The organism is Pseudomonas lini, from assembly GCF_030812475.1.
GTDB classification, from domain to species: Bacteria; Pseudomonadota; Gammaproteobacteria; order Pseudomonadales; family Pseudomonadaceae; genus Aquipseudomonas; species Aquipseudomonas lini_A.
In genome coordinates, this window is sequence record NZ_JAUSSR010000007.1 from 60,518 (window position 1) to 78,328 (window position 17,811).

At 59.4% G+C, this 17,811-nt stretch carries 14 protein-coding genes and 1 pseudogene; 9 read left to right on the forward strand and 6 right to left on the reverse strand.

The genetic code is table 11. The features are described from left to right. Positions 1-4 precede the first annotated feature (4 nt). Both J2W17_RS14730 and J2W17_RS14735 read left to right on the forward strand, forming a co-directional pair. Positions 5-748: a hypothetical protein gene (locus J2W17_RS14730; protein ID WP_307335065.1), complete on the forward strand. Its 744-nt coding sequence runs from the start codon at positions 5-7 to the stop codon at positions 746-748. A gap of 45 nt (positions 749-793) precedes the next feature. Next, positions 794-2,101 (forward strand): hypothetical protein, encoded by a 1,308-nt coding sequence (locus J2W17_RS14735; RefSeq protein ID WP_307335066.1) that lies wholly within the window; start codon positions 794-796, stop codon positions 2,099-2,101. Positions 2,102-2,203: 102 nt separating this feature from the next. On the opposite strand, the gene J2W17_RS14740 is transcribed toward J2W17_RS14735, so the two are convergent. Beyond that, positions 2,204-3,529, reverse strand: a complete 1,326-nt coding sequence (locus J2W17_RS14740) for a sigma-54 dependent transcriptional regulator (RefSeq protein WP_307335068.1) — start codon at positions 3,527-3,529, stop codon at positions 2,204-2,206. A gap of 342 nt (positions 3,530-3,871) precedes the next feature. Between J2W17_RS14740 and J2W17_RS14745 the strand changes: the two genes are divergently transcribed. The 3 genes from J2W17_RS14745 to nhaB all read left to right on the forward strand — a co-directional run bounded on the left by J2W17_RS14745 (position 3,872) and on the right by nhaB (position 7,293). Continuing rightward, positions 3,872-4,138: a hypothetical protein gene (locus J2W17_RS14745; protein ID WP_307335070.1), complete on the forward strand. Its 267-nt coding sequence runs from the start codon at positions 3,872-3,874 to the stop codon at positions 4,136-4,138. Positions 4,139-4,422: 284 nt separating this feature from the next. Next, positions 4,423-5,712: a hypothetical protein gene (locus tag J2W17_RS14750; RefSeq protein ID WP_307335073.1), complete on the forward strand. Its 1,290-nt coding sequence runs from the start codon at positions 4,423-4,425 to the stop codon at positions 5,710-5,712. 78 nt (positions 5,713-5,790) lie between these two features. Next, positions 5,791-7,293, forward strand: coding sequence for a sodium/proton antiporter NhaB (gene nhaB, locus J2W17_RS14755; RefSeq protein WP_307335075.1), 1,503 nt, complete (start codon positions 5,791-5,793; stop codon positions 7,291-7,293). Positions 7,294-7,450: 157 nt separating this feature from the next. Here nhaB and J2W17_RS14760 read toward each other — a convergent pair whose 3' ends face one another. Genes J2W17_RS14760 through gnd form a run of 3 tightly spaced genes read right to left on the reverse strand, consistent with a single transcriptional unit; the run spans position 7,451 to position 10,769 of the window. Beyond that, positions 7,451-8,272 (reverse strand): HAD family hydrolase, encoded by an 822-nt coding sequence (locus J2W17_RS14760; protein ID WP_307335077.1) that lies wholly within the window; start codon positions 8,270-8,272, stop codon positions 7,451-7,453. Continuing rightward, complete coding sequence (zwf, locus tag J2W17_RS14765; RefSeq protein WP_307335078.1) at positions 8,269-9,792, reverse strand: glucose-6-phosphate dehydrogenase; 1,524 nt, start codon at positions 9,790-9,792, stop codon at positions 8,269-8,271. Before zwf ends, J2W17_RS14760 begins: the two co-directional genes overlap by 4 nt. Next, positions 9,789-10,769 carry a phosphogluconate dehydrogenase (NAD(+)-dependent, decarboxylating) gene (gene gnd, locus J2W17_RS14770; RefSeq protein ID WP_307335080.1) on the reverse strand — a complete coding sequence of 327 codons (981 nt, stop codon included), beginning with the start codon at positions 10,767-10,769 and terminating at the stop codon, positions 9,789-9,791. The genes zwf and gnd overlap by 4 nt, the downstream gene beginning before the upstream one ends. A 271-nt stretch (positions 10,770-11,040) precedes the next feature. Between gnd and J2W17_RS14775 the strand changes: the two genes are divergently transcribed. The 4 genes from J2W17_RS14775 (at position 11,041) to J2W17_RS14790 (ending at position 15,952) form a co-directional block, all read left to right on the forward strand. After that, complete coding sequence (locus J2W17_RS14775; RefSeq protein ID WP_128869788.1) at positions 11,041-11,223, forward strand: DUF6026 family protein; 183 nt, start codon at positions 11,041-11,043, stop codon at positions 11,221-11,223. 191 nt (positions 11,224-11,414) lie between these two features. Beyond that, positions 11,415-13,160, forward strand: coding sequence for a phosphoethanolamine transferase CptA (locus tag J2W17_RS14780; RefSeq protein WP_307335085.1), 1,746 nt, complete (start codon positions 11,415-11,417; stop codon positions 13,158-13,160). A gap of 256 nt (positions 13,161-13,416) precedes the next feature. Continuing rightward, positions 13,417-15,648, forward strand: a complete 2,232-nt coding sequence (locus J2W17_RS14785) for a TonB-dependent siderophore receptor (RefSeq protein ID WP_307335087.1) — start codon at positions 13,417-13,419, stop codon at positions 15,646-15,648. A 100-nt stretch (positions 15,649-15,748) separates the two neighbouring features. Next, positions 15,749-15,952: a hypothetical protein gene (locus J2W17_RS14790; protein WP_307335089.1), complete on the forward strand. Its 204-nt coding sequence runs from the start codon at positions 15,749-15,751 to the stop codon at positions 15,950-15,952. Positions 15,953-16,093: 141 nt separating this feature from the next. Here J2W17_RS14790 and J2W17_RS14795 read toward each other — a convergent pair whose 3' ends face one another. Together J2W17_RS14795 and zapE are read right to left on the reverse strand one after the other, a co-directional pair. After that, a complete protein-coding gene (locus tag J2W17_RS14795; RefSeq protein WP_307335091.1) occupies positions 16,094-16,675 on the reverse strand; it encodes a DinB family protein in 582 nt (193 codons plus the stop codon). Between the two features lie 16 nt (positions 16,676-16,691). Then, a pseudogene (zapE, locus tag J2W17_RS14800) lies at positions 16,692-17,811 on the reverse strand (cell division protein ZapE).

Genomic DNA, 17,811 nt, shown 5'->3' on the forward strand with positions numbered 1-17,811 from the left:
GCAGATGAAAACCTCATACTGGCTGGCCGCTGCCTGTCTGGCAGCGAGCGCTTCAGGCTATGCCAACGGCTTCAAACCCATCGAAATCAACGACCATGAACTCGGTGAGTTGCGCGGCCGTTACGTCATGCCGGGACGGATCATCAGTTTCGGCGTTGTCATGAGCAGTACCTGGCGCAATGCCAGTGGCGATCTGATCGGGGCGACCACGTCGATGCAAATTCAGGCAGCCACCGTAAAACCCGAATTCTACGTTTCAACTTTCAGCCAGTCCGGGGACGGCAGTACGCCCGGACAGGGCACCGGCAACGTCATTGGCGGCGCGGGCTTGAACAGCGCGCAGGGGATCACCCAAAGCGTGCGCGCCGCCGGCGATGGCAACACCGCCTATAACAACGTCGCGATCGACGTCAAAGAGGCCAGCCGTGCGCCGGCCCTCAACCCGGGCCAAGGCCAGGTGTTGATGAGCGGGCAAACCATTACCGGCAGCAATGCGGCCGGCACTGTGGCCGTTTCCGCCACCGGCGGCGGCATCCAGATGGCCATACAGGCCAACAACAACCAGGGCACGGCCATGCAGCAAGTTGCCCAGGGTGGCCTGTTGCAGAACACGCGGTTACTGGGCAGCAGCAATATGGTCAATAACCTGACTCAGCTTAATGTAGTGCTGAACAATAATGGCCCGAGCGCAGGTGCACTGGACTGCAACCTGACTCAACTTAACGCACTACGCAGTCTGGGATATTGAACTACGCTGACTCTCGATCATTGGGCATTTAGGGACGGCTTATTCATGTATCGATCAGTATCACTGCGCGCAGTAGTCTGTCTGAGCACTTTATTTCCCGCGGCGATTTTGCAAGCAGCACCCGCATCGGATGTGGAGATTCTGAAACAGGAACTTCTGGAGCTGAAGCAACGATACGAAGTACAACAAAAAGCACTGGCGATTCTCGAGCAACGGGTCCGCCAGGTCGAAGAACAACCGGTAACCCCACAACCCAAACGCCTGGCCAAGTCGCCAGCCGACCTCAAGGGCAATTCACAAGTCGCGACCGGTACCGGTGCGGCTGCGGCCTCAGGGGGCGCCGCCGGGGGCAGCGGCAGTTCCTACGGGCAATCGCTGGCCGATGATTCACAGCCCGCACAGAGTGTTTCCAACCTGTACGACGAGGCCAGCGGGTTCTTCGGCGGCGGCAAGTTCAGCCTCGAAACCGGGCTCACTTATTCGCGCTACGATACCCGCCAACTGATCCTCAACGGCTTCCTCGCGCTTGACTCGATCTTTCTGGGCAACATCAACCTGGACCGGATCAAGGCCGATACCTGGACGCTTGACCTCACCGGCCGCTACAACTTCGACAACCGCTGGCAGTTCGACCTGAACGTGCCGGTGATCTACCGCGAATCGACCTATCAGTCCGGCGGCGGTAACGAAGGCTCGGCCGGCGTCACCACCGAAGACACCGTCACCAGGGATCCAACCATTGGCGACGTCAACTTCGGCATCGCCTACAAGTTCCTGGACGAGTCGATCAACACCCCGGATGCCGTGGTCACCTTGCGTGTCAAGGCACCTACCGGCAAGGACCCCTTCGGCATCAAGCTGCGCCAGTCCGACGCCAACACCAACCTGTTCGTGCCTGACACCCTGCCGACCGGTAACGGCGTCTGGTCGATCACGCCGGGCATCTCGCTGGTCAAGACCTTCGACCCGGCGGTGTTGTTCGGTAGCCTCTCCTACACCCACAACTTCGAGGATTCGTTCGACGACATCAGCTCCACCGTCAACCAGAAAACCCCGGGCAAGGTGAGTATCGGCGACAGCTTCCAGATCGGTGCCGGTATCGCTTTTGCGTTGAACGAAAAGATGAGTATGTCGTTCTCGGTGTCTGACCTGGTGCAACGCAAAAGCAAGATCAAGGAAGATGGCGGTGATTGGCAATCGGTCACTTCAAGCGATGCCAACGCCGGTTACTTCAACATCGGCATGACCATTGCGGCCACCGACAACCTGACCATCGTCCCCAACCTGTCCATCGGCATGACAGACGATGCCCCGGACTTTACCTTCAGCCTGAAATTCCCGTATTACTTCTGATCCAGGTTGCAGATCGAAAGATCGCAGCCTGCGCCAGCTTCTACATTGGATTGCGTTCATCCTGTAGGAGCTGGCGCAGGCTGCGATCTTTTGTTTCTGCCTCTAGCGAATCTGGTGCTTGTGCAGCAATCGGTAAAAGGTTGGCCGCGACACGCCCAATACCCGGGCAGCGACGCTGAGATTGTCGCTGTGGCGGTTCAATACATCGCACAATGCCTGGCGCTCGGCGCGGGTCTTGTAGTCTTCGAGGGTTCCCATCGGCGCGGCGATCGCATGCTGGCTGATCAGTCCCAGGTCCCGCGCCTCGATCTGCCGCCCTTCAGCCAGCACCAACCCGCGGCGCACCCGATTGGCCAACTCACGAACGTTGCCCGGCCAGTCATGTTTGCCCATGGCAACCAACGCGTCTTCGCTGAAGCTGCGAGGGCGGCGACCGGTTTCATGACTGTAGAAATGGGAAAAATGATTGGCCAGCATCGACAGATCGCCGTGGCGCTCGCGCAAGGGGGCAGTAACGACTTGCAGGACGTTCAGCCTGTAGTACAAATCTTCGCGAAAGCGTTTTTTCTCTATGGCGGCTTCAAGGTCGACGTGAGTCGCGGCCAATACCCGCACATCCACGGGAATCGGCTGACTGCCGCCCACACGCTCGATGTGCTTTTCCTGGAGAAACCGCAACAGATTGGCTTGCAGCTCAAGGGGCAGGTCACCGATTTCGTCAAGAAACAGCGTCCCACCGTTCGCCGCTTCGATTCGCCCGACCTTGCGTTGATGGGCGCCTGTAAAGGCACCCTTCTCGTGGCCAAACAGTTCCGACTGGATCAAGTGTTCAGGAATCGCGCCGCAGTTGATGGCGACAAAGGGTTTGCTGTGTCGCTGGGACTGTCGGTGCAGCGTGCGGGCGACCAGTTCTTTACCGGTCCCGCTTTCACCGCGAATCAACACCGGTGACTCGGTGGGTGCCAGTTTGCTCAACAACTTGCGCAGTTCGCGAATCGGCTTGCTGTCGCCCAGCAGTTCATGCTCAGGCTGATCGATATGAACCGAACCCTGGCCGCGCAAGCGTGCCATGCCGAACGCCCGGCCCAGCGTCACTTGAACCCGGGACACATCGAACGGCAAGGTATGGAAATCGAAAAACCATTCGCAAACGAAGTCCCCGACATTTTGCAAGCGCAGGACTTCCTGGTTGAGTACGGCAATCCATTCGGTGCCGCTACGGCTGATCAGCTCCTTGACTGCGTCCGGTCGCTCCAGATGAAAGGGTTGCAATCGCAGCAGGCCAACGTCGCAGGTCTTGTCTGCGGCGTTTTCCAGGGTACAGCTGTCCACATCCCATCCCACAGAGCGTAAGCCGGGCAATAGCCGATGGCAGTCGTCGCAGGGGTCCACTACTAATAGACGTCGTAAGGCAGGCGCTTCGCTCATGACTGTTCCTTGGCGCCAAATATATGAAATATTATTAAAAACAGTCATTTGGCGGTCTTGGCTGTAACACTAGCAAGATTTTTGACGAGACCTTGTACCATTTGTCTATATGAGCAACGTGTAAATCGTTATAAGAAGTTGCTTTGTTAGTTGCCTAACGATTTCAATCTTTCATTCAGCTTTCAAAAACCTGTTCGAACCGGGCCGATGAAAGAAAGTTGAAATAACTGTGAATTACATGTGACCCACCCCCCGGTTGCGGGCATCAGTACAAGTAACGAGCCGAACGGTAAGCCCAACCGACGGCCCTTCACTTGATTGGGCACACAGAGAGACGATCCCATGAACGCCCCGCTCCGTATCAACGAAGCTCTTTTGATCGCCGACCGCGCGCTCCAACCCTTTCAATGCGTGGCCTGGGCCCCACAGGACGGTAATGGCGACCTCAGCCTGAGCGTCATCGACCGCACCAACACCCGCATCGGTCGCAAGCAGATTCCAAGCAGTGCCTATACCGATCCCGCGCAACTCGAGCACTTGCTGGAAGAAGTTCGTGAAGAGCTGAGCAAGGGAGGTTACCAACTCCAGTCGTGGTCCATGCCGCACTAAGCATTTCGCGGGTTACTTCACGGTAACCCGCACCTTTCCCCCAATCGGCAACCCGCTGATGCTGCATGTCATTCGCATTGATAACCGCTGTTTTTTCCAACCAGGCGCCTGCAGTTGTTGGCAGACTAGGCAATGGTTCGAAAAGACACTGTTCTGGCACAAAACGACCCTCCGCCTGTTAAGTCTCACTGTTGTGCATTAGTGCATACAGGGATTGAATGACTTCCCTAATGAAAGTCGCCACCCAACTTCTGGATCAGGACGACTCGCAAGGAGATGCGTGCATGTCGATTCAGACCCCTTATGCCTTGACCACACCGCTTGATAACGCTGGAGCACTGGATTTATCCTTCGCCGGAACCGGCACGACCCAAGTGTATTTTGCCGGCAGCACCGCAAGCATGGCCAACGGGGTAGCGATCGATTCACAGGGCAGGTTGCTGGTAGCGGCAAAGGTCGACACCCCGGGCGGCAGCCGCTTCGGCCTGGCTCGCCTGCTGGAAGATGGCTCGGCCGATCTGGTATTCGGCCACCACGGCAGCGTCATCGGCCAGTTCGAACACGGCTTCGAGGCAATGGGTGGAAAGGTCCATGTCCTGGCCGATGGACGCATTCTGTTGGCCGGGCTGCATTACGAGAATGCGTACCGGACACTGCCTGCGCTCGCCCTATTCGATCAGCACGGCCGTCCCGATCAAGGTTTTGGCGACAATGGCCGTTGCGTGGTGCGCCTGCCAGGCGATCTTTCCCAGGGTGCGCGCGACGGCTGGCTGCCTCCTGGCATGCCAGGCACCGAAGCCTGTGATGTCTGTGTGCAGGAGGATGGTCGCATCCTGCTGCTGGCCAATCACCACTTTGAACTGGCCGATCATGTCGGCCTGCTGATACGGCTCGAAACCGACGGTTCACTCGACAGTACATTCAATGGTCGTGGCTTCGTGATTGTCAGGCATTTGCTGATGAACACCTGGATCAGCAGCCTGATGGTTCAACGAGACACCCGAATCCTGGTAGGCGGTTCGATCAACTTCCCCCAGGAAGGCTTGTTGGCCCGCTATCACGCCGATGGAAGGCTCGACGATAGTTTCGCGGTGGACGGCTTCATGAGTTTCAAGGCAAAAGAGCGCAGCACCCGGGTCAGCCAGATCATCCAGCACGACAATGGCGACTTGCATTGTTTTGGCAGCAGCCGCGACCCGCTGCACTGCCTTTCACTGAAAGTCCACATCAACGGTCGTCCGGAAAGCCATTGCAATGGCGGCCATCCGCAGTTGCTGGAAATCAGCCACAGTGGCTGTCAGTGGAACGCCGCCCTGGCATTGCCTGACGGCTGCGTGCTCACGGCAGGCGCAACCTTCGGCGGCAGCGAGGGCGATTTCGTTCTGGCCCGCTACATGCCCGACGGACAGCTCGATTATCGCTTTGGCCAGGGTACCGGCTGGGTTCGCACCCGCCAGGGTCGCACCCGGGATTTTGCCACTTCATTGGTCGTGCAAGAGAATGCAAGCATCGTCGTGGCGGGCTCTTCACTGGACGGCAGTTATCGGGCCGTCGTCGCACGTTACCTGGGTTAATTCCAAGGATTTTTCCTACACTTGATCTTCCTCTGCACTTACGGCAACTTGCGCGCTTCTTATTACAAGGAGTAGCCAATGTCCGGCTCAATGGCCCAGGCGTTCGCGCATAATTTTCTCGGGCATTCCCCCCGCTGGTACAAGGCAAGCATTGTCGGCTTCCTGATTCTCAACGCCCTGGTGTTGTGGACGGTCGGCCCGGTGGCGGCCGGCTGGCTGCTGGTGCTGGAATTCATCTTCACCCTGGCCATGGCACTCAAGTGTTATCCGTTGATGCCCGGCGGCCTGCTGCTGGTTGAAGCCCTGCTGTTGAAGATGACCACGCCCCAGGCACTCTATGACGAACTGGTGCACAATTTCCCTGTGATCCTGCTGCTGATGTTCATGGTGGCCGGCATCTACTTCATGAAAGACCTGTTGCTGTTCCTGTTCTCGCGACTGCTGCTCGGGGTCCGCTCCAAGTCCATGCTGGCGTTGATGTTCTGCTTTCTGTCGGCATTCCTGTCGGCGTTTCTCGATGCCCTGACCGTCACGGCCGTGATCATCAGTGCGGCGGTAGGCTTCTACTCGGTGTATCACCGCGTCGCCTCGGGCGACGATCCGCGGCAGGACACCCCGATCGGTAACGACCAGAACCTGCCCAAGCTGCATCACGCCGACCTCGAACAATTCCGTGCCTTTCTGCGCAGCCTGCTGATGCACGGCGCCGTGGGTACCGCCCTGGGCGGCGTCTGCACCCTGGTCGGCGAGCCGCAGAACCTGCTGATCGGCCATGAAATGGGCTGGCACTTCGCCGAGTTCTTTCTGAAAGTCGCTCCGGTTTCCTTGCCGGTACTGGCGGCGGGCCTGGCGACCTGCGTGTTGCTGGAGAAACTGCGCTGGTTCGGTTACGGCACGCTGTTGCCGGACAACGTACGTGCCGTGCTGGCCAACTACGCTGCCGAAGACAACGCCGCACGCACCGCTCGCCAACGCGCCGCGCTGATCGTGCAGGGCCTGGCGGCGCTGATCCTGATTGCGGGGCTGGGGTTTCACATCGCCGAGGTCGGCCTGATCGGTCTGATGGTGATCGTGCTGATCACTTCGTTCACCGGCATCACCGACGAGCACCGCATCGGCAACGCATTCAAGGACGCCATGCCGTTCACGGCGCTGCTGGTGGTGTTCTTTGCGGTGGTGGCAGTGATTCACGACCAGCAACTGTTCACCCCGCTGATCCAGTGGGTGCTGGCACTGCCGGCGGAACAACAGCCGGGCATGCTGTTCATCGCCAACGGCTTGCTGTCGGCCATCAGCGACAACGTATTCGTCGCGACCATCTACATCACTGAAGTGAAACGGGCCTTCATCGCCGGCCACATGAGCCGCGAGCATTTCGAGACATTGGCGATTGCGATCAACACCGGCACCAACCTGCCGAGCGTGGCGACGCCCAATGGCCAGGCGGCGTTTCTGTTTCTGCTGACGTCGGCGATTGCACCGCTGATTCGCCTGTCGTATGGGCGGATGGTGTGGATGGCATTGCCGTATACGGTGGTGATGGGTGTGCTTGGTTGGTATGCAGTAAGTTACTGGCTATAACACCACGGTCCCTGTGCACACGGAATCGGTGACCGACGTCGATCCCGTGTAGGAGCCGGCTTGCTGGCGAAGGCGGCGGCACATTCAATAGATATAGTGGCTGGGAGACCGCTTTCGCTGCGGTGCGGCGATCCGACAAGCCAGCGCCTACAGGGGCTCAGCGTTTCAGGATGTACTGCTCGATCGCCTGCGCCGCGCCGTCTTCGGTGTTGGTCCCCGTGATCACATGCGCCTGGCGCCGCACCGCCTCTTCCGCCTGCCCCATGGCGATCGACAACCCGGCCCGATGAAACATCGCCGGATCGTTGCCGCCATCGCCCAGGGCGGCCGTCTGTTCCAGCGGCACACCGAGGAGTTCGGCCAGTGTCGCCAGCGCTTCACCCTTGTTCGCTTTCATCGCGGTCACATCCAGGTACACCGGCTGCGAGCGCGAGACTTGCGCCTGGTTCTCGACCTTGGGCAGCAGTTGCGCTTCCAGCTCGATCAACAGTCCAGTGTTGTTACTGGCAGCGACAATCTTGTCGATGCGCTCCAGATAGGGCTCGAAGGTCTCCACCTTTACCGGCGGATATCCCAGGCCATCCTGCTCGCGTGGCACCATGGGGCCGGACGGGTCTTTCACCAGCCAGTCGCCACCGCTGAATACCCAGACTTCGATATCCGGCAGATCGGTAAACAACGTCAAGGTGGTCAACGCGGCCGTGGCCGGCAAGTAATGCGCGAGCAGAATACTGCCGTCGGGATTGACCAGGGTGCCGCCATTGAACGCCGCCGTCGGCAGATCGACGCCCAAGGCTTCGATCTGCTGCAGCATGGCTCTAGGTGGTCGGCCGGTGGCCAGGCTGAACAGCACGCCCGCCTCGCGCAACGAACCGACCGCTTCGAGGGTGCGCTCGCTGAGGCTGTGATCGGGCAGCAGCAAGGTGCCGTCCATGTCACTAAGCAGAAAAAGGATGGGCTGTTGCGTCGGCTCACTCATCCGAGGTCGTGCCAGACGCGGCCGTCGCGGGTCAGCAGATCTTCTGCGGCCTGCGGCCCGTCTTCACCCGCCGCGTAGCTTTGTATGCTCGCGTCCTGCTGCCAGGCATCGAGGAACGGCTGCACGGCGCGCCAGCCATTTTCGATGTTGTCGGCGCGCTGGAACAGCGTCTGATCGCCCGTCAGGCAATCGTAGATCAGGGTTTCGTAGCCGGTGGACGGCTGCATTTCGAAAAAATCCTTGTAGGCAAAACCCAGTTCGATATTGGCCATCTCCAACGCAGGGCCTGGCCGTTTGGCCAGCAGGTCGAACCACATGCCTTCGTTGGGCTGGATCTGGATGCGCAGATAGGTCGGCTGCAACTCATCGACCTCGGTATCGCGGAACTGCGCGTAGGGTGCCGGCTTGAAACAGATGACGATCTCGGTGTCGCGCACGCTCATGCGCTTGCCGGTGCGCAGGTAGAACGGCACGCCGACCCAGCGCCAGTTGTCGATCATGACCTTGAGCGCCACGTAGGTTTCGGTGTTGCTGTCCGGCGCCACGTTGTTTTCCTGGCGATAACCGGGCAACGGCTTGCCGTCGATTTCACCGGGCGCGTACTGGCCGCGGACCGAGTTGGCCCTTGCCTCCTCGACCGACCAGGGACGAATCGCGCCGACCACCTTGGCTTTCTCGCCGCGCACCGCATCGGCGCCAAAGGCCGCTGGCGGCTCCATGGCCACCATCGCCAGCAACTGGAACAGGTGATTGGGCACCATGTCCCGCAGGGCGCCGGTGTGCTCGTAAAAACTGCCACGGGTTTCCACGCCGACGGTTTCAGCGGCGGTGATTTGCACGTGGTCGATGTAATGATTGTTCCAGAACGCTTCGAACAGGCTGTTGGAGAACCGGCTGATCAGAATGTTCTGCACGGTTTCCTTGCCCAGGTAGTGATCGATACGGTAGATCTGGTTCTCCGTCATCACCTTGAGCAGGCATGCGTTCAAGGCTTCGGCAGTGTGCAGGTCGGAGCCGAAGGGTTTTTCGATCACCACCCTCCTGAACGCCTCGGGGGTTTCTTGCAACAGGCCGGCAGCGCCAAGACGGCGCGCCACTTCGCTGAAAAAGCGTGGCGCGGTGGCCAGATAGAAGACAGCGTTGCCGGTGCCGCTGGCGGCAATTTTCGCCCCCAGGGCTTGATAGGTGCTGTCGTCCAGGAAATCGCCCTGGACGTAGCTGATGCCTTTGGCCAACTTGGCCCACAAGTCCGGATCCAGGGCTGCATCGCCCTTCCCGACCTTGGAAGCCACCTCGGCGCGAATGAAGTCTTCGAGTTTTTTCGCGAAAGCCTCATCGCTGATGGCGTTGTGGTCAACGCCGATGATCCGCAATCCATCGCCGAGCAGACCGTCGCGACTCAGGTTGTACAGCGCCGGCATCAGCAGACGCTTGACCAGGTCACCATGGGCACCGAACAGGAACAGTGTGGTCGGTGGTGCGGGTTCTGCCTTGGACTTATTGCGGATCAGGCGGGTCATTTTTTCGCGGTCTCCACATGGCCGCCGAAGCCGAATCGCTGGGCCGAGAGAATCTTGTCGCCAAAGGTGCCTTGCCCGCGGGAACGGTAGCGGGAGAACAGCGAATTCGACAGCACCGGTACGGGCACCGCTTGTTCCATGGCGGCCTCGATGGTCCAGCGACCTTCACCGCTGTCGGCGACCGAGCCGGAATAACCTTCGAGCTTCGGATCGCTGGCCAGTGCGTCGGCGGTCAGGTCGAGCAGCCAGGACGACACCACGCTGCCACGACGCCAGACTTCGGCGATGTCGGCGACATTCAGGTCGAAACGCTGGTCTTCCGGCAGGTGGGTGCTGGCCTTGGTCTTGAGGATGTCGAAGCCTTCGGCGAAGGCCTGCATCATGCCGTACTCGATGCCGTTGTGGATCATCTTGACGAAATGGCCTGCACCGGCCGGCCCGGCGTGGATATAACCCCGTTCGGCGCGATCGTCATCAGACTTGCGGTCCTTGGTCCGCGGTATGTCGCCCAGCCCCGGTGCCAGGCTTTCGAACAGCGGATCGAGACGTTTGACGGTGTCGGCATCGCCGCCGATCATCATGCAGTAACCGCGCTCCAGGCCCCAGACGCCGCCGGAGGTGCCGACATCGATGTAGTGCAGGCCTTTTTCCGACAGGGTTTTCGCCCGGCGGATATCGTCCTTATAGAAGGTGTTGCCGCCGTCGATGATAGTGTCGCCGGCTTCGAGCAACGTGCTCAGGGTGGCGATGGTGTCTTCGGTCGGCGCGCCCGCCGGCAACATGACCCAGACCGCCCGTGGCCTGGCCAGGCCGGCAACCAGGGCTGGCAGGTCGGCGACGCCGGTGGCACCCGCTTCGACCAGGTTTTCGACAAAGGCGGTATTGCGATCGTAAACAACGGTGGTGTGCCCGTTGAGCATCAGGCGCCGCGCAATATTGCCGCCCATGCGGCCCAGTCCGATAATCCCGAGTTGCATGTTCTGATGCTCCCTACTACAAATAAAGTGTGTCAAAGGTTATAGCCCAACGCGACTAATGTGGGTTAGTCCGGAGCGGCGGGACGAAGTTTCCGGGCATTGTGCCCGATCCAGACGCATAACGTCAGAAATCGTGCCGAAGACACAGCGACCATGAAAAATAAAAAAGTTCCATTCTTGAGCAAAAGAAATCAAAATCGGCGCCGATAGTAAGTCAGCATCCGACGTCGGAGCGGATTTACAGTTGAATCAGCCATTTGCGAGGTGAGCAATGGGCACATTACTAGCAGCACGGCCAGCACAAACCCTTTACGTCACGATCCGTCGCGATGAATTGCGCCAGTTGAAAGACGAGCGCGACCAGTTGAGGCAGGAAGTCGCGCAACTGCGCCTGCTTACGCAAGATGCTCAGGCTCAATCCTGGCCCGTCACACAGCGTGCTCCCCACGCCTGATCCCTTCGCTTGAATCGGAAGCAGCCTCCTGCTGCTTCCAGATACGCCCCGCCCTGCCTGCCAATCACATTTTTTTCACACGCACTTGCCGATACTCCGGCGCATTGTGGCCGCTCGGTATTCGCGCGCCCTCCGTTCGTCGCGGACATTCACGTCTCGGCGAAGGCAGTGATTTCAGGTTGGAGCGATGAATGACTTTGTTTAAACGCAGCACTACGTCTGCGAATGGTTTCGATTGGGCAGGATTTCTCTGGCTGTTTCTGTTCTTCTGGTATTTTTCCGGCATCACCCAGTTACTGATCCAGCTGACGGGCACCTCCGGTTTCACCGGGTTCCGCCAGGCGTTCATCATGAGTGCCATCTGGCTGGCGCCGATGCTGCTGTTCCCTAAACAGACCCGGGTATTGGCCGCGCTGATCGGTGTGGTGCTGTGGGCCTGCTCCATGGCAAGCCTGGGCTACTTTTTCATCTACCAGCAGGAATTTTCCCAAAGCGTCATCTTCATCATGTTCGAGTCGAACGTGTCTGAAGCCGGCGAGTACATGACCCAGTACTTTGCCTGGTGGATGGTCGCGGCCTTCCTCGCCCACACGCTGTTTGCCTGGTTCCTGTGGACGCGTTTGCGTCCGGTGTACCTGCCCCGCGGGCAGGCACTGGTCGCTGCAACGGCGATTCTGGTGGCCGTGATCGGTTACCCGCTGATCAAGCAGACCCTGCGCACCGGCAACTTTGCCGACGGTTTCGAAAAGTTCGAGACCCGCATCGAGCCCGCCGTGCCTTGGCAAATGGCCGTGGCTTATCACCGTTACCTCGACACGTTGGCCGGCATGCAGGACATGCTCACCAGCGCGAGCAAGATCCCGCCCCTGCACAACCTCAAGGATTCGGCAGCCGATCAGCCGTCGACCCTGGTGCTGGTGATCGGTGAATCGACCAACCGTCAGCGCATGAGTCTGTACGGCTACCCTCGGCAAACCACGCCGGAGCTGGACAAGCTCAAGGATCAGCTGGCGGTCTTCGATAACGTCATCACCCCACGCCCTTACACCATCGAGGCGTTGCAGCAGGTGCTGACCTTCGCCGACGAAGACAACCCGGACCTGTACCTGTCGACCCCGTCGCTGGTGAGCATGATGAAGCAGGCGGGCTACAAGACCTTCTGGATCACCAACCAGCAGACCATGACCAAGCGCAACACCATGTTGACAACGTTCTCCCAGCAGGCCGATGAGCAGGTGTACTTGAACAACAACCGCAACCAGAACGCCGCCCAGTACGATGGCGATGTGATCGAGCCGTTCAACAAGGCCCTGACCGACGCTGCGCCGCGCAAGCTGATCGTCGTGCACCTGCTCGGCACGCACATGAGCTACCAATACCGTTATCCATCGACCTTCGACAAGTTCAAGGACCGCCAGGGCGTTCCACCCGGCGTGCGCGACGATCAGTTGCCTACCTACAACAGCTACGACAATGCGGTGCTGTACAACGACTTCGTGGTCTCGAGTCTGATCAAGGACTACGCCAAGTCCGATCCGAACGGGTTCCTGCTGTACCTTTCCGACCATGGCGAAGATGTGTTCGATTCCCCCGGCCATAGCACCTTGGGGCGCAACGAAAGCAAACCGACGGCGCCGATGTACACGATTCCGTTCATGGCCTGGGCCTCGCCGAAATGGCGCGACACCCATGACTGGAACTTTGCCGGCGATCTGGGGCGGCCTTACAGCAGCTCGCACCTGATTCACACCTGGGCCGACCTGGCAGGGCTCAGCTTCGATGAACTCGATCGCAGCAAAAGCCTGGTCAGCGACAGCTTCAAGCCCAGGCCCCTGATGATCGGCAATCCTTACGAGCGCCAGCAGCGACCGCTGATCGACTTCAGCCTGATGAAGCCCAAGGCCTTGCCACCTGCCCCCGAAGTCGTGCAGAAGTAGATCCCCCTGTAGGAGCGAGCTCGCTCGCGATGGACTCAAGAGCACCGCGTTTAGTCAGTTAACACGCGTCATCGTTAACATCCATCGCGAGCAAGCTCGCTCCCACAAAGAATCCATCGGAGCGCCCTGTCCAGGGATTAATCTGACAGCAACATCCCAAAGATAATAATTATTCTCGTTTAAGGCTAAATCCCCGCCCTCCCCTTCGTCTTTGAGCAAACGGAAATTTTCCCTCGAAGACAAGGAGTCGGCTGCGATGTTCGCGCCTTTCACCCGTTCCATGACCTTTACCCTCGGCCTGTGCAGCGCCGCCCTGTGCCCGGATCTGCTGGCTGAAACCGGTCCTGATCCAGAACCCGTCCTTGAACTGGGCGCCACCAATGTGACCGCCATGGGGCTGGCCAGTACCACCGAACATACCGAGTCGTACACCACCGGTGCCATGAGCACCGCCACCCGCCTGAACCTGTCGATCAAGGAAACGCCGCAATCGGTGTCCGTGGTCACCCGCCAGCAGATGGACGACTTCAAGCTTGGCTCGCTGTCCGAAGCCATGGGCCAGACCACCGGCGTGGTGGTCCAGCACAACGACTCGGACCGGGTCAGCTATTCCTCTCGCGGCTACTCGATCAGCAATTTCCAGGTCGACGGCATGCTCAATACCTTCAGTTACATAAAGTCCGATTCCGACACCATCATCTATGATCGAATCGAGGTGGTTCGCGGTGCGACCGGCCTGACCACGGGTGCGGGCGACCCGTCGGCCACCATCAACATGGTGCGCAAGCGACCGACAGCGCAGTGGCAAGTCCAGACCGGTGTCAGCGGTGGCACTTACGACGACTACCACAGTTACCTGGATGTCGGCGGCCCGCTGGCCTTCGACGGCCGCCTGCGCGGACGCGGCGTGCTGGCCTATCGCGATGCCGATTCGTTCCGCGACAAGTATCAGCAACAACGGGAGGTCGGTTACGGCATTCTCGAGGCCGATTTGACCGACGACACCGTGCTGGCCGTGGGTTATGACTATCAGAACAAACACGTGCAGGGTACGTCCTGGGGCACGGTGCCTTACTGGAACGCGGACGGCAGCAAGGCCAACCTCGGGCGCTCGACCAACATGGCGACGTCCTGGAGTTCCTGGCCGATCAAGGACAAGACCGCATTCGCCAATCTGGACCATCAATTAGGCGCTGGCTGGCACCTCAAGGCTGCCTATACCCATCGTGAAAGCGATACCGACGGCAAGATCTACTATGCAGGCGGCGGCTTCCCCGAAGCTGATCGCAGCGGCATGATCGCCAACATCAGCCACATGATCGGCACGCAAAAAATGAAGGCCTATGACTTCAATGTGTCCGGGCCGTACGCGCTACTGGGGCGCGAGCACGAGATGATGCTCGGCTATGGAGAGGCCGAACGAAGCGAATCAAACCCCTATACGGTAGATGGCCCGCGAGCCTCGGATTACGGAAACGTGCGCGACTGGAAATACATGGGCAACGTCGCCAAGTATCCCGACACCGTCACCAGCCTTACCGGTTCAAAAGACAGTACCCGCCAGAAGGCTGGTTACCTCGCCACTCGCTTGAGTCTGACCGATGAGCTGCACGCCGTGCTCGGCAGTCGGTATGGCAGCTGGAAAGCGTCGAAAACGAGCAACAGCTACGATGCCGATCTGCAATTGAGCGGGTCGGAAAACACCCGCCAACAACACAACGACATGTGGACGCCCTACGCTGGCCTGCTCTACGACCTGACGCCTGAATACACCGCTTATGTCAGCTACACCGACATTTTCAAACCGCAGTCGGAGCGTGACAGCAACCGCAAATACCTTGAACCGGTGGTAGGCAGCAACTATGAATTGGGGCTCAAAGGCAGCCTCCTGCAGGAACGCCTGAACCTGGCCACCGCGCTGTTCTGGAGCAAACAGGACAACGTCGCCGAACTCGACGACTCGGTGCCTCCGGACCCGGTGACAGGCGAGGAATTCTTCAAGTCAGGCGGGAAAGGTAACAAGGTACAGGGCTTCGAAGCCGAGGTTTCCGGCGAGGTCATGGCCGGCTGGAACATGACGGCCGGCTACACCTACACCCACTCGGCCAATGGCGAAAAGCAACGGACCATGACCAACCAGCCGTTGAATATGTTACGGCTTTCCACGGCCTATCGCCTGCCGGGTGATTGGCAGGCGCTGACGGTGGGGGGCGCGGTGAACTGGCAGAGTGACGTCTTCGGGAACTCCAGGCGTCCGATCGGGCGTAACGCCGCAGGCGAGATCATCACCGAAAACGCGAAGATCCTTCAGAAGGCCTACACCGTGGTCAAACTGATGTCGCGGTATGAGTTCGACCGACACCTGTCCGCTTCGCTGAATGTCGATAATCTGTTCGACGAGAAGTATTACGACAACGTCGGCTTTTACAACGGCGTGTTCTGGGGCGACCCGCGCACAATCACCCTGAGCCTGGACTGGAAACTCTAGCGTTTAACGCCCAATTAACGGAATCGGCAGATAATGGACCTTCGACATCGCCTTGGAACACGGACGAAAGGCACCCGACATTCCTGATGGGAGGCACACCATGAAACGTACACCCCTGATCATCGCCGGCCTGATGACGTTTGTCTCGGCCACCGCCTTGGCCGAAGGCGGGGCCGAACGGATGCGGTATTACTTCGACAGCCTGCGGCTCAGTCAACAGCAGACCCAGGAGAACACAGGCGCGGAGGTCCGGGTCCCGGACGATCAGACCGCGCAAGTGACCGAGTCCTACAAGCCAAAATGACCATTGATCTTTCGCGAACACCAGATCGGTGAACGCCACCGATCCCCTGTAGGAGACGGCTTGCCGGCGAAGACGGCGGAACATTCAGCAGAGGTATTGGCTGACAGACCGCATTCGACTGCAGATTGCGACCGTTTGAATTCAATGCCCCCAGATCAAGGCTTCCGTCCAGCCGAGCTCGGCAAAATCCGCCGCCCGCAATCCCGACTCGCCAGCACAGAAAAACTCGTCCAGCTGCGGCGGCTTGACCGCAGTGCCGCTGAGCATGGCATGCACTTGCCCGCGATGATGAATCTGGTGTTCGAACAGATGCGACAGCAGGCGCAAACGGCTGTCATGTTGGGGTATTTCACGATCGATAGTCACGATCTTGCCCAAGTCTGCGTCACGCATTTGCTCGCAGTACGCAATCAGCCGTCGGTCTACCAAGGCTTGCTCGTGCTTGAGATCGGCGGCTGTTGAACAAGGCTCGTCATGCCTGAAAAATACAGTGCAGTCGGGATGCGGATCATCGCCGCGCAATTCCCGCTCCAGTGCATCCACGTAGAACCAGTCACAGGTCAGGATGTGATTGAGCGTCGCGCGCAGGCTGGGGAAGAAACTGACTCTGGGCGCCGTCAGGTCTTGCGCAGTCAACTGGCCCCACGCCCCGGCCAGTCGATAATTGGCCCAGGCATTCTGATAGGCCATGGTCAGCAAATGGTGAGACAGTGGCTGATTCATTTTCTCCTCGCGAAAATCAAGCGTCGGCGAAACGTTGCAACTGCATTTCCCGTAGTCGGCTGAGGGTGCGGCGAAACGGAAATTGCAGATAACCCTCGGTGTAGAGCGAGTCCATCGGCACCTGCGCTTCGAGGTACAGCGGCACTTTACGGTCGTAGCACTCGTCCACCAAAGCAATGAAACGCCGCACACCGTCGTCATTCACCGATAATTGCGGCAATTGGCGATCGCCCGCCACCACCCGCTCGACGCCATCTTCGGTACCGCGGGCGATGCGTCCGGCGCGTTTCTGCGCGCTGAGGTTGGGCACCTCACTCAATAGAATAGCCTTGAAGGTGTCGCACAGCGCCATGAAATCCATGGCGGCAAAGGGCTGCTCACAGAGGTCGGCGTAACGGCTCCAGAGCACGGTTTCACTGGACCGCACCACATCGAGACTGCGGTATCCGACCTCGATCGGTGTGCTGGATACCGGCTGGCCGACCGTCAGGGCATCGAACACGCCCGCCAGGGTGCCTGCCTGCCCGGGCGTTGCGACCCAGTAACGTTGCAAACCGGTACCCGGGTGCAGGCGATGATCTGCGCTGCCATTGACCGCTATCACCTGCATGTGCTGCTTGATCGCCGCGATGGCAGGCATGAACCGGTCACGGTTGAAGCCATCGGCGTAAAGCTGGTCGGGCGGCTGATTGGAGGTGCAGACCACCACCACGCCCTGCTCGAACATCACCTGGAACAGGCGCCCGAGAATGATCGCGTCACCGATGTCATTGACGAACAGTTCATCGAAGCACAACACCCGCACGTCCTGGCTCAGTTCACGGGCCAGCGCCTTCAATGGGTCGGCGGTGCCGGTCAATTGAAACGAGCGCTGGTGCACCCAGCCCATGAAATGATGAAAATGCTGGCGCCGGGCCGGAACCTGCAGGCTCTGGTAGAACTGGTCCATCAACCAGGTTTTGCCGCGCCCGAACCGGGCCCCACAGGTAGACACCGGTGATCGGCGTGCGTCCTTCATGCAGGGCTTCGTGGCATTTCTGCAAGGCCCAGACCGCATGTTCCTGGGCCTCGTCCTGGACGAAGCCCTTATGTTCGATGGCGTGCTGCCAGGCGCTGAGGGGAGAGTCAAGATTCAT

Excerpts from the sequence above, each read along its gene's own strand:
- J2W17_RS14730 (WP_307335065.1), top strand. The coding sequence starts at position 5 with ATGAAAACCTCATACTGGCTGGCCGCTGCCTGTCTGGCAGCGAGCGCT.
- J2W17_RS14735 (WP_307335066.1), top strand. The coding sequence starts at position 794 with ATGTATCGATCAGTATCACTGCGCGCAGTAGTCTGTCTGAGCACTTTA.
- J2W17_RS14740 (WP_307335068.1), bottom strand. The coding sequence starts at position 3,529 with ATGAGCGAAGCGCCTGCCTTACGACGTCTATTAGTAGTGGACCCCTGC.
- J2W17_RS14745 (WP_307335070.1), top strand. The coding sequence starts at position 3,872 with ATGAACGCCCCGCTCCGTATCAACGAAGCTCTTTTGATCGCCGACCGC.
- J2W17_RS14750 (WP_307335073.1), top strand. The coding sequence starts at position 4,423 with ATGTCGATTCAGACCCCTTATGCCTTGACCACACCGCTTGATAACGCT.
- nhaB (WP_307335075.1), top strand. The coding sequence starts at position 5,791 with ATGTCCGGCTCAATGGCCCAGGCGTTCGCGCATAATTTTCTCGGGCAT.
- J2W17_RS14760 (WP_307335077.1), bottom strand. The coding sequence starts at position 8,272 with ATGAGTGAGCCGACGCAACAGCCCATCCTTTTTCTGCTTAGTGACATG.
- zwf (WP_307335078.1), bottom strand. The coding sequence starts at position 9,792 with ATGACCCGCCTGATCCGCAATAAGTCCAAGGCAGAACCCGCACCACCG.
- gnd (WP_307335080.1), bottom strand. The coding sequence starts at position 10,769 with ATGCAACTCGGGATTATCGGACTGGGCCGCATGGGCGGCAATATTGCG.
- J2W17_RS14775 (WP_128869788.1), top strand. The coding sequence starts at position 11,041 with ATGGGCACATTACTAGCAGCACGGCCAGCACAAACCCTTTACGTCACG.
- J2W17_RS14780 (WP_307335085.1), top strand. The coding sequence starts at position 11,415 with ATGACTTTGTTTAAACGCAGCACTACGTCTGCGAATGGTTTCGATTGG.
- J2W17_RS14785 (WP_307335087.1), top strand. The coding sequence starts at position 13,417 with ATGTTCGCGCCTTTCACCCGTTCCATGACCTTTACCCTCGGCCTGTGC.
- J2W17_RS14790 (WP_307335089.1), top strand. The coding sequence starts at position 15,749 with ATGAAACGTACACCCCTGATCATCGCCGGCCTGATGACGTTTGTCTCG.
- J2W17_RS14795 (WP_307335091.1), bottom strand. The coding sequence starts at position 16,675 with ATGAATCAGCCACTGTCTCACCATTTGCTGACCATGGCCTATCAGAAT.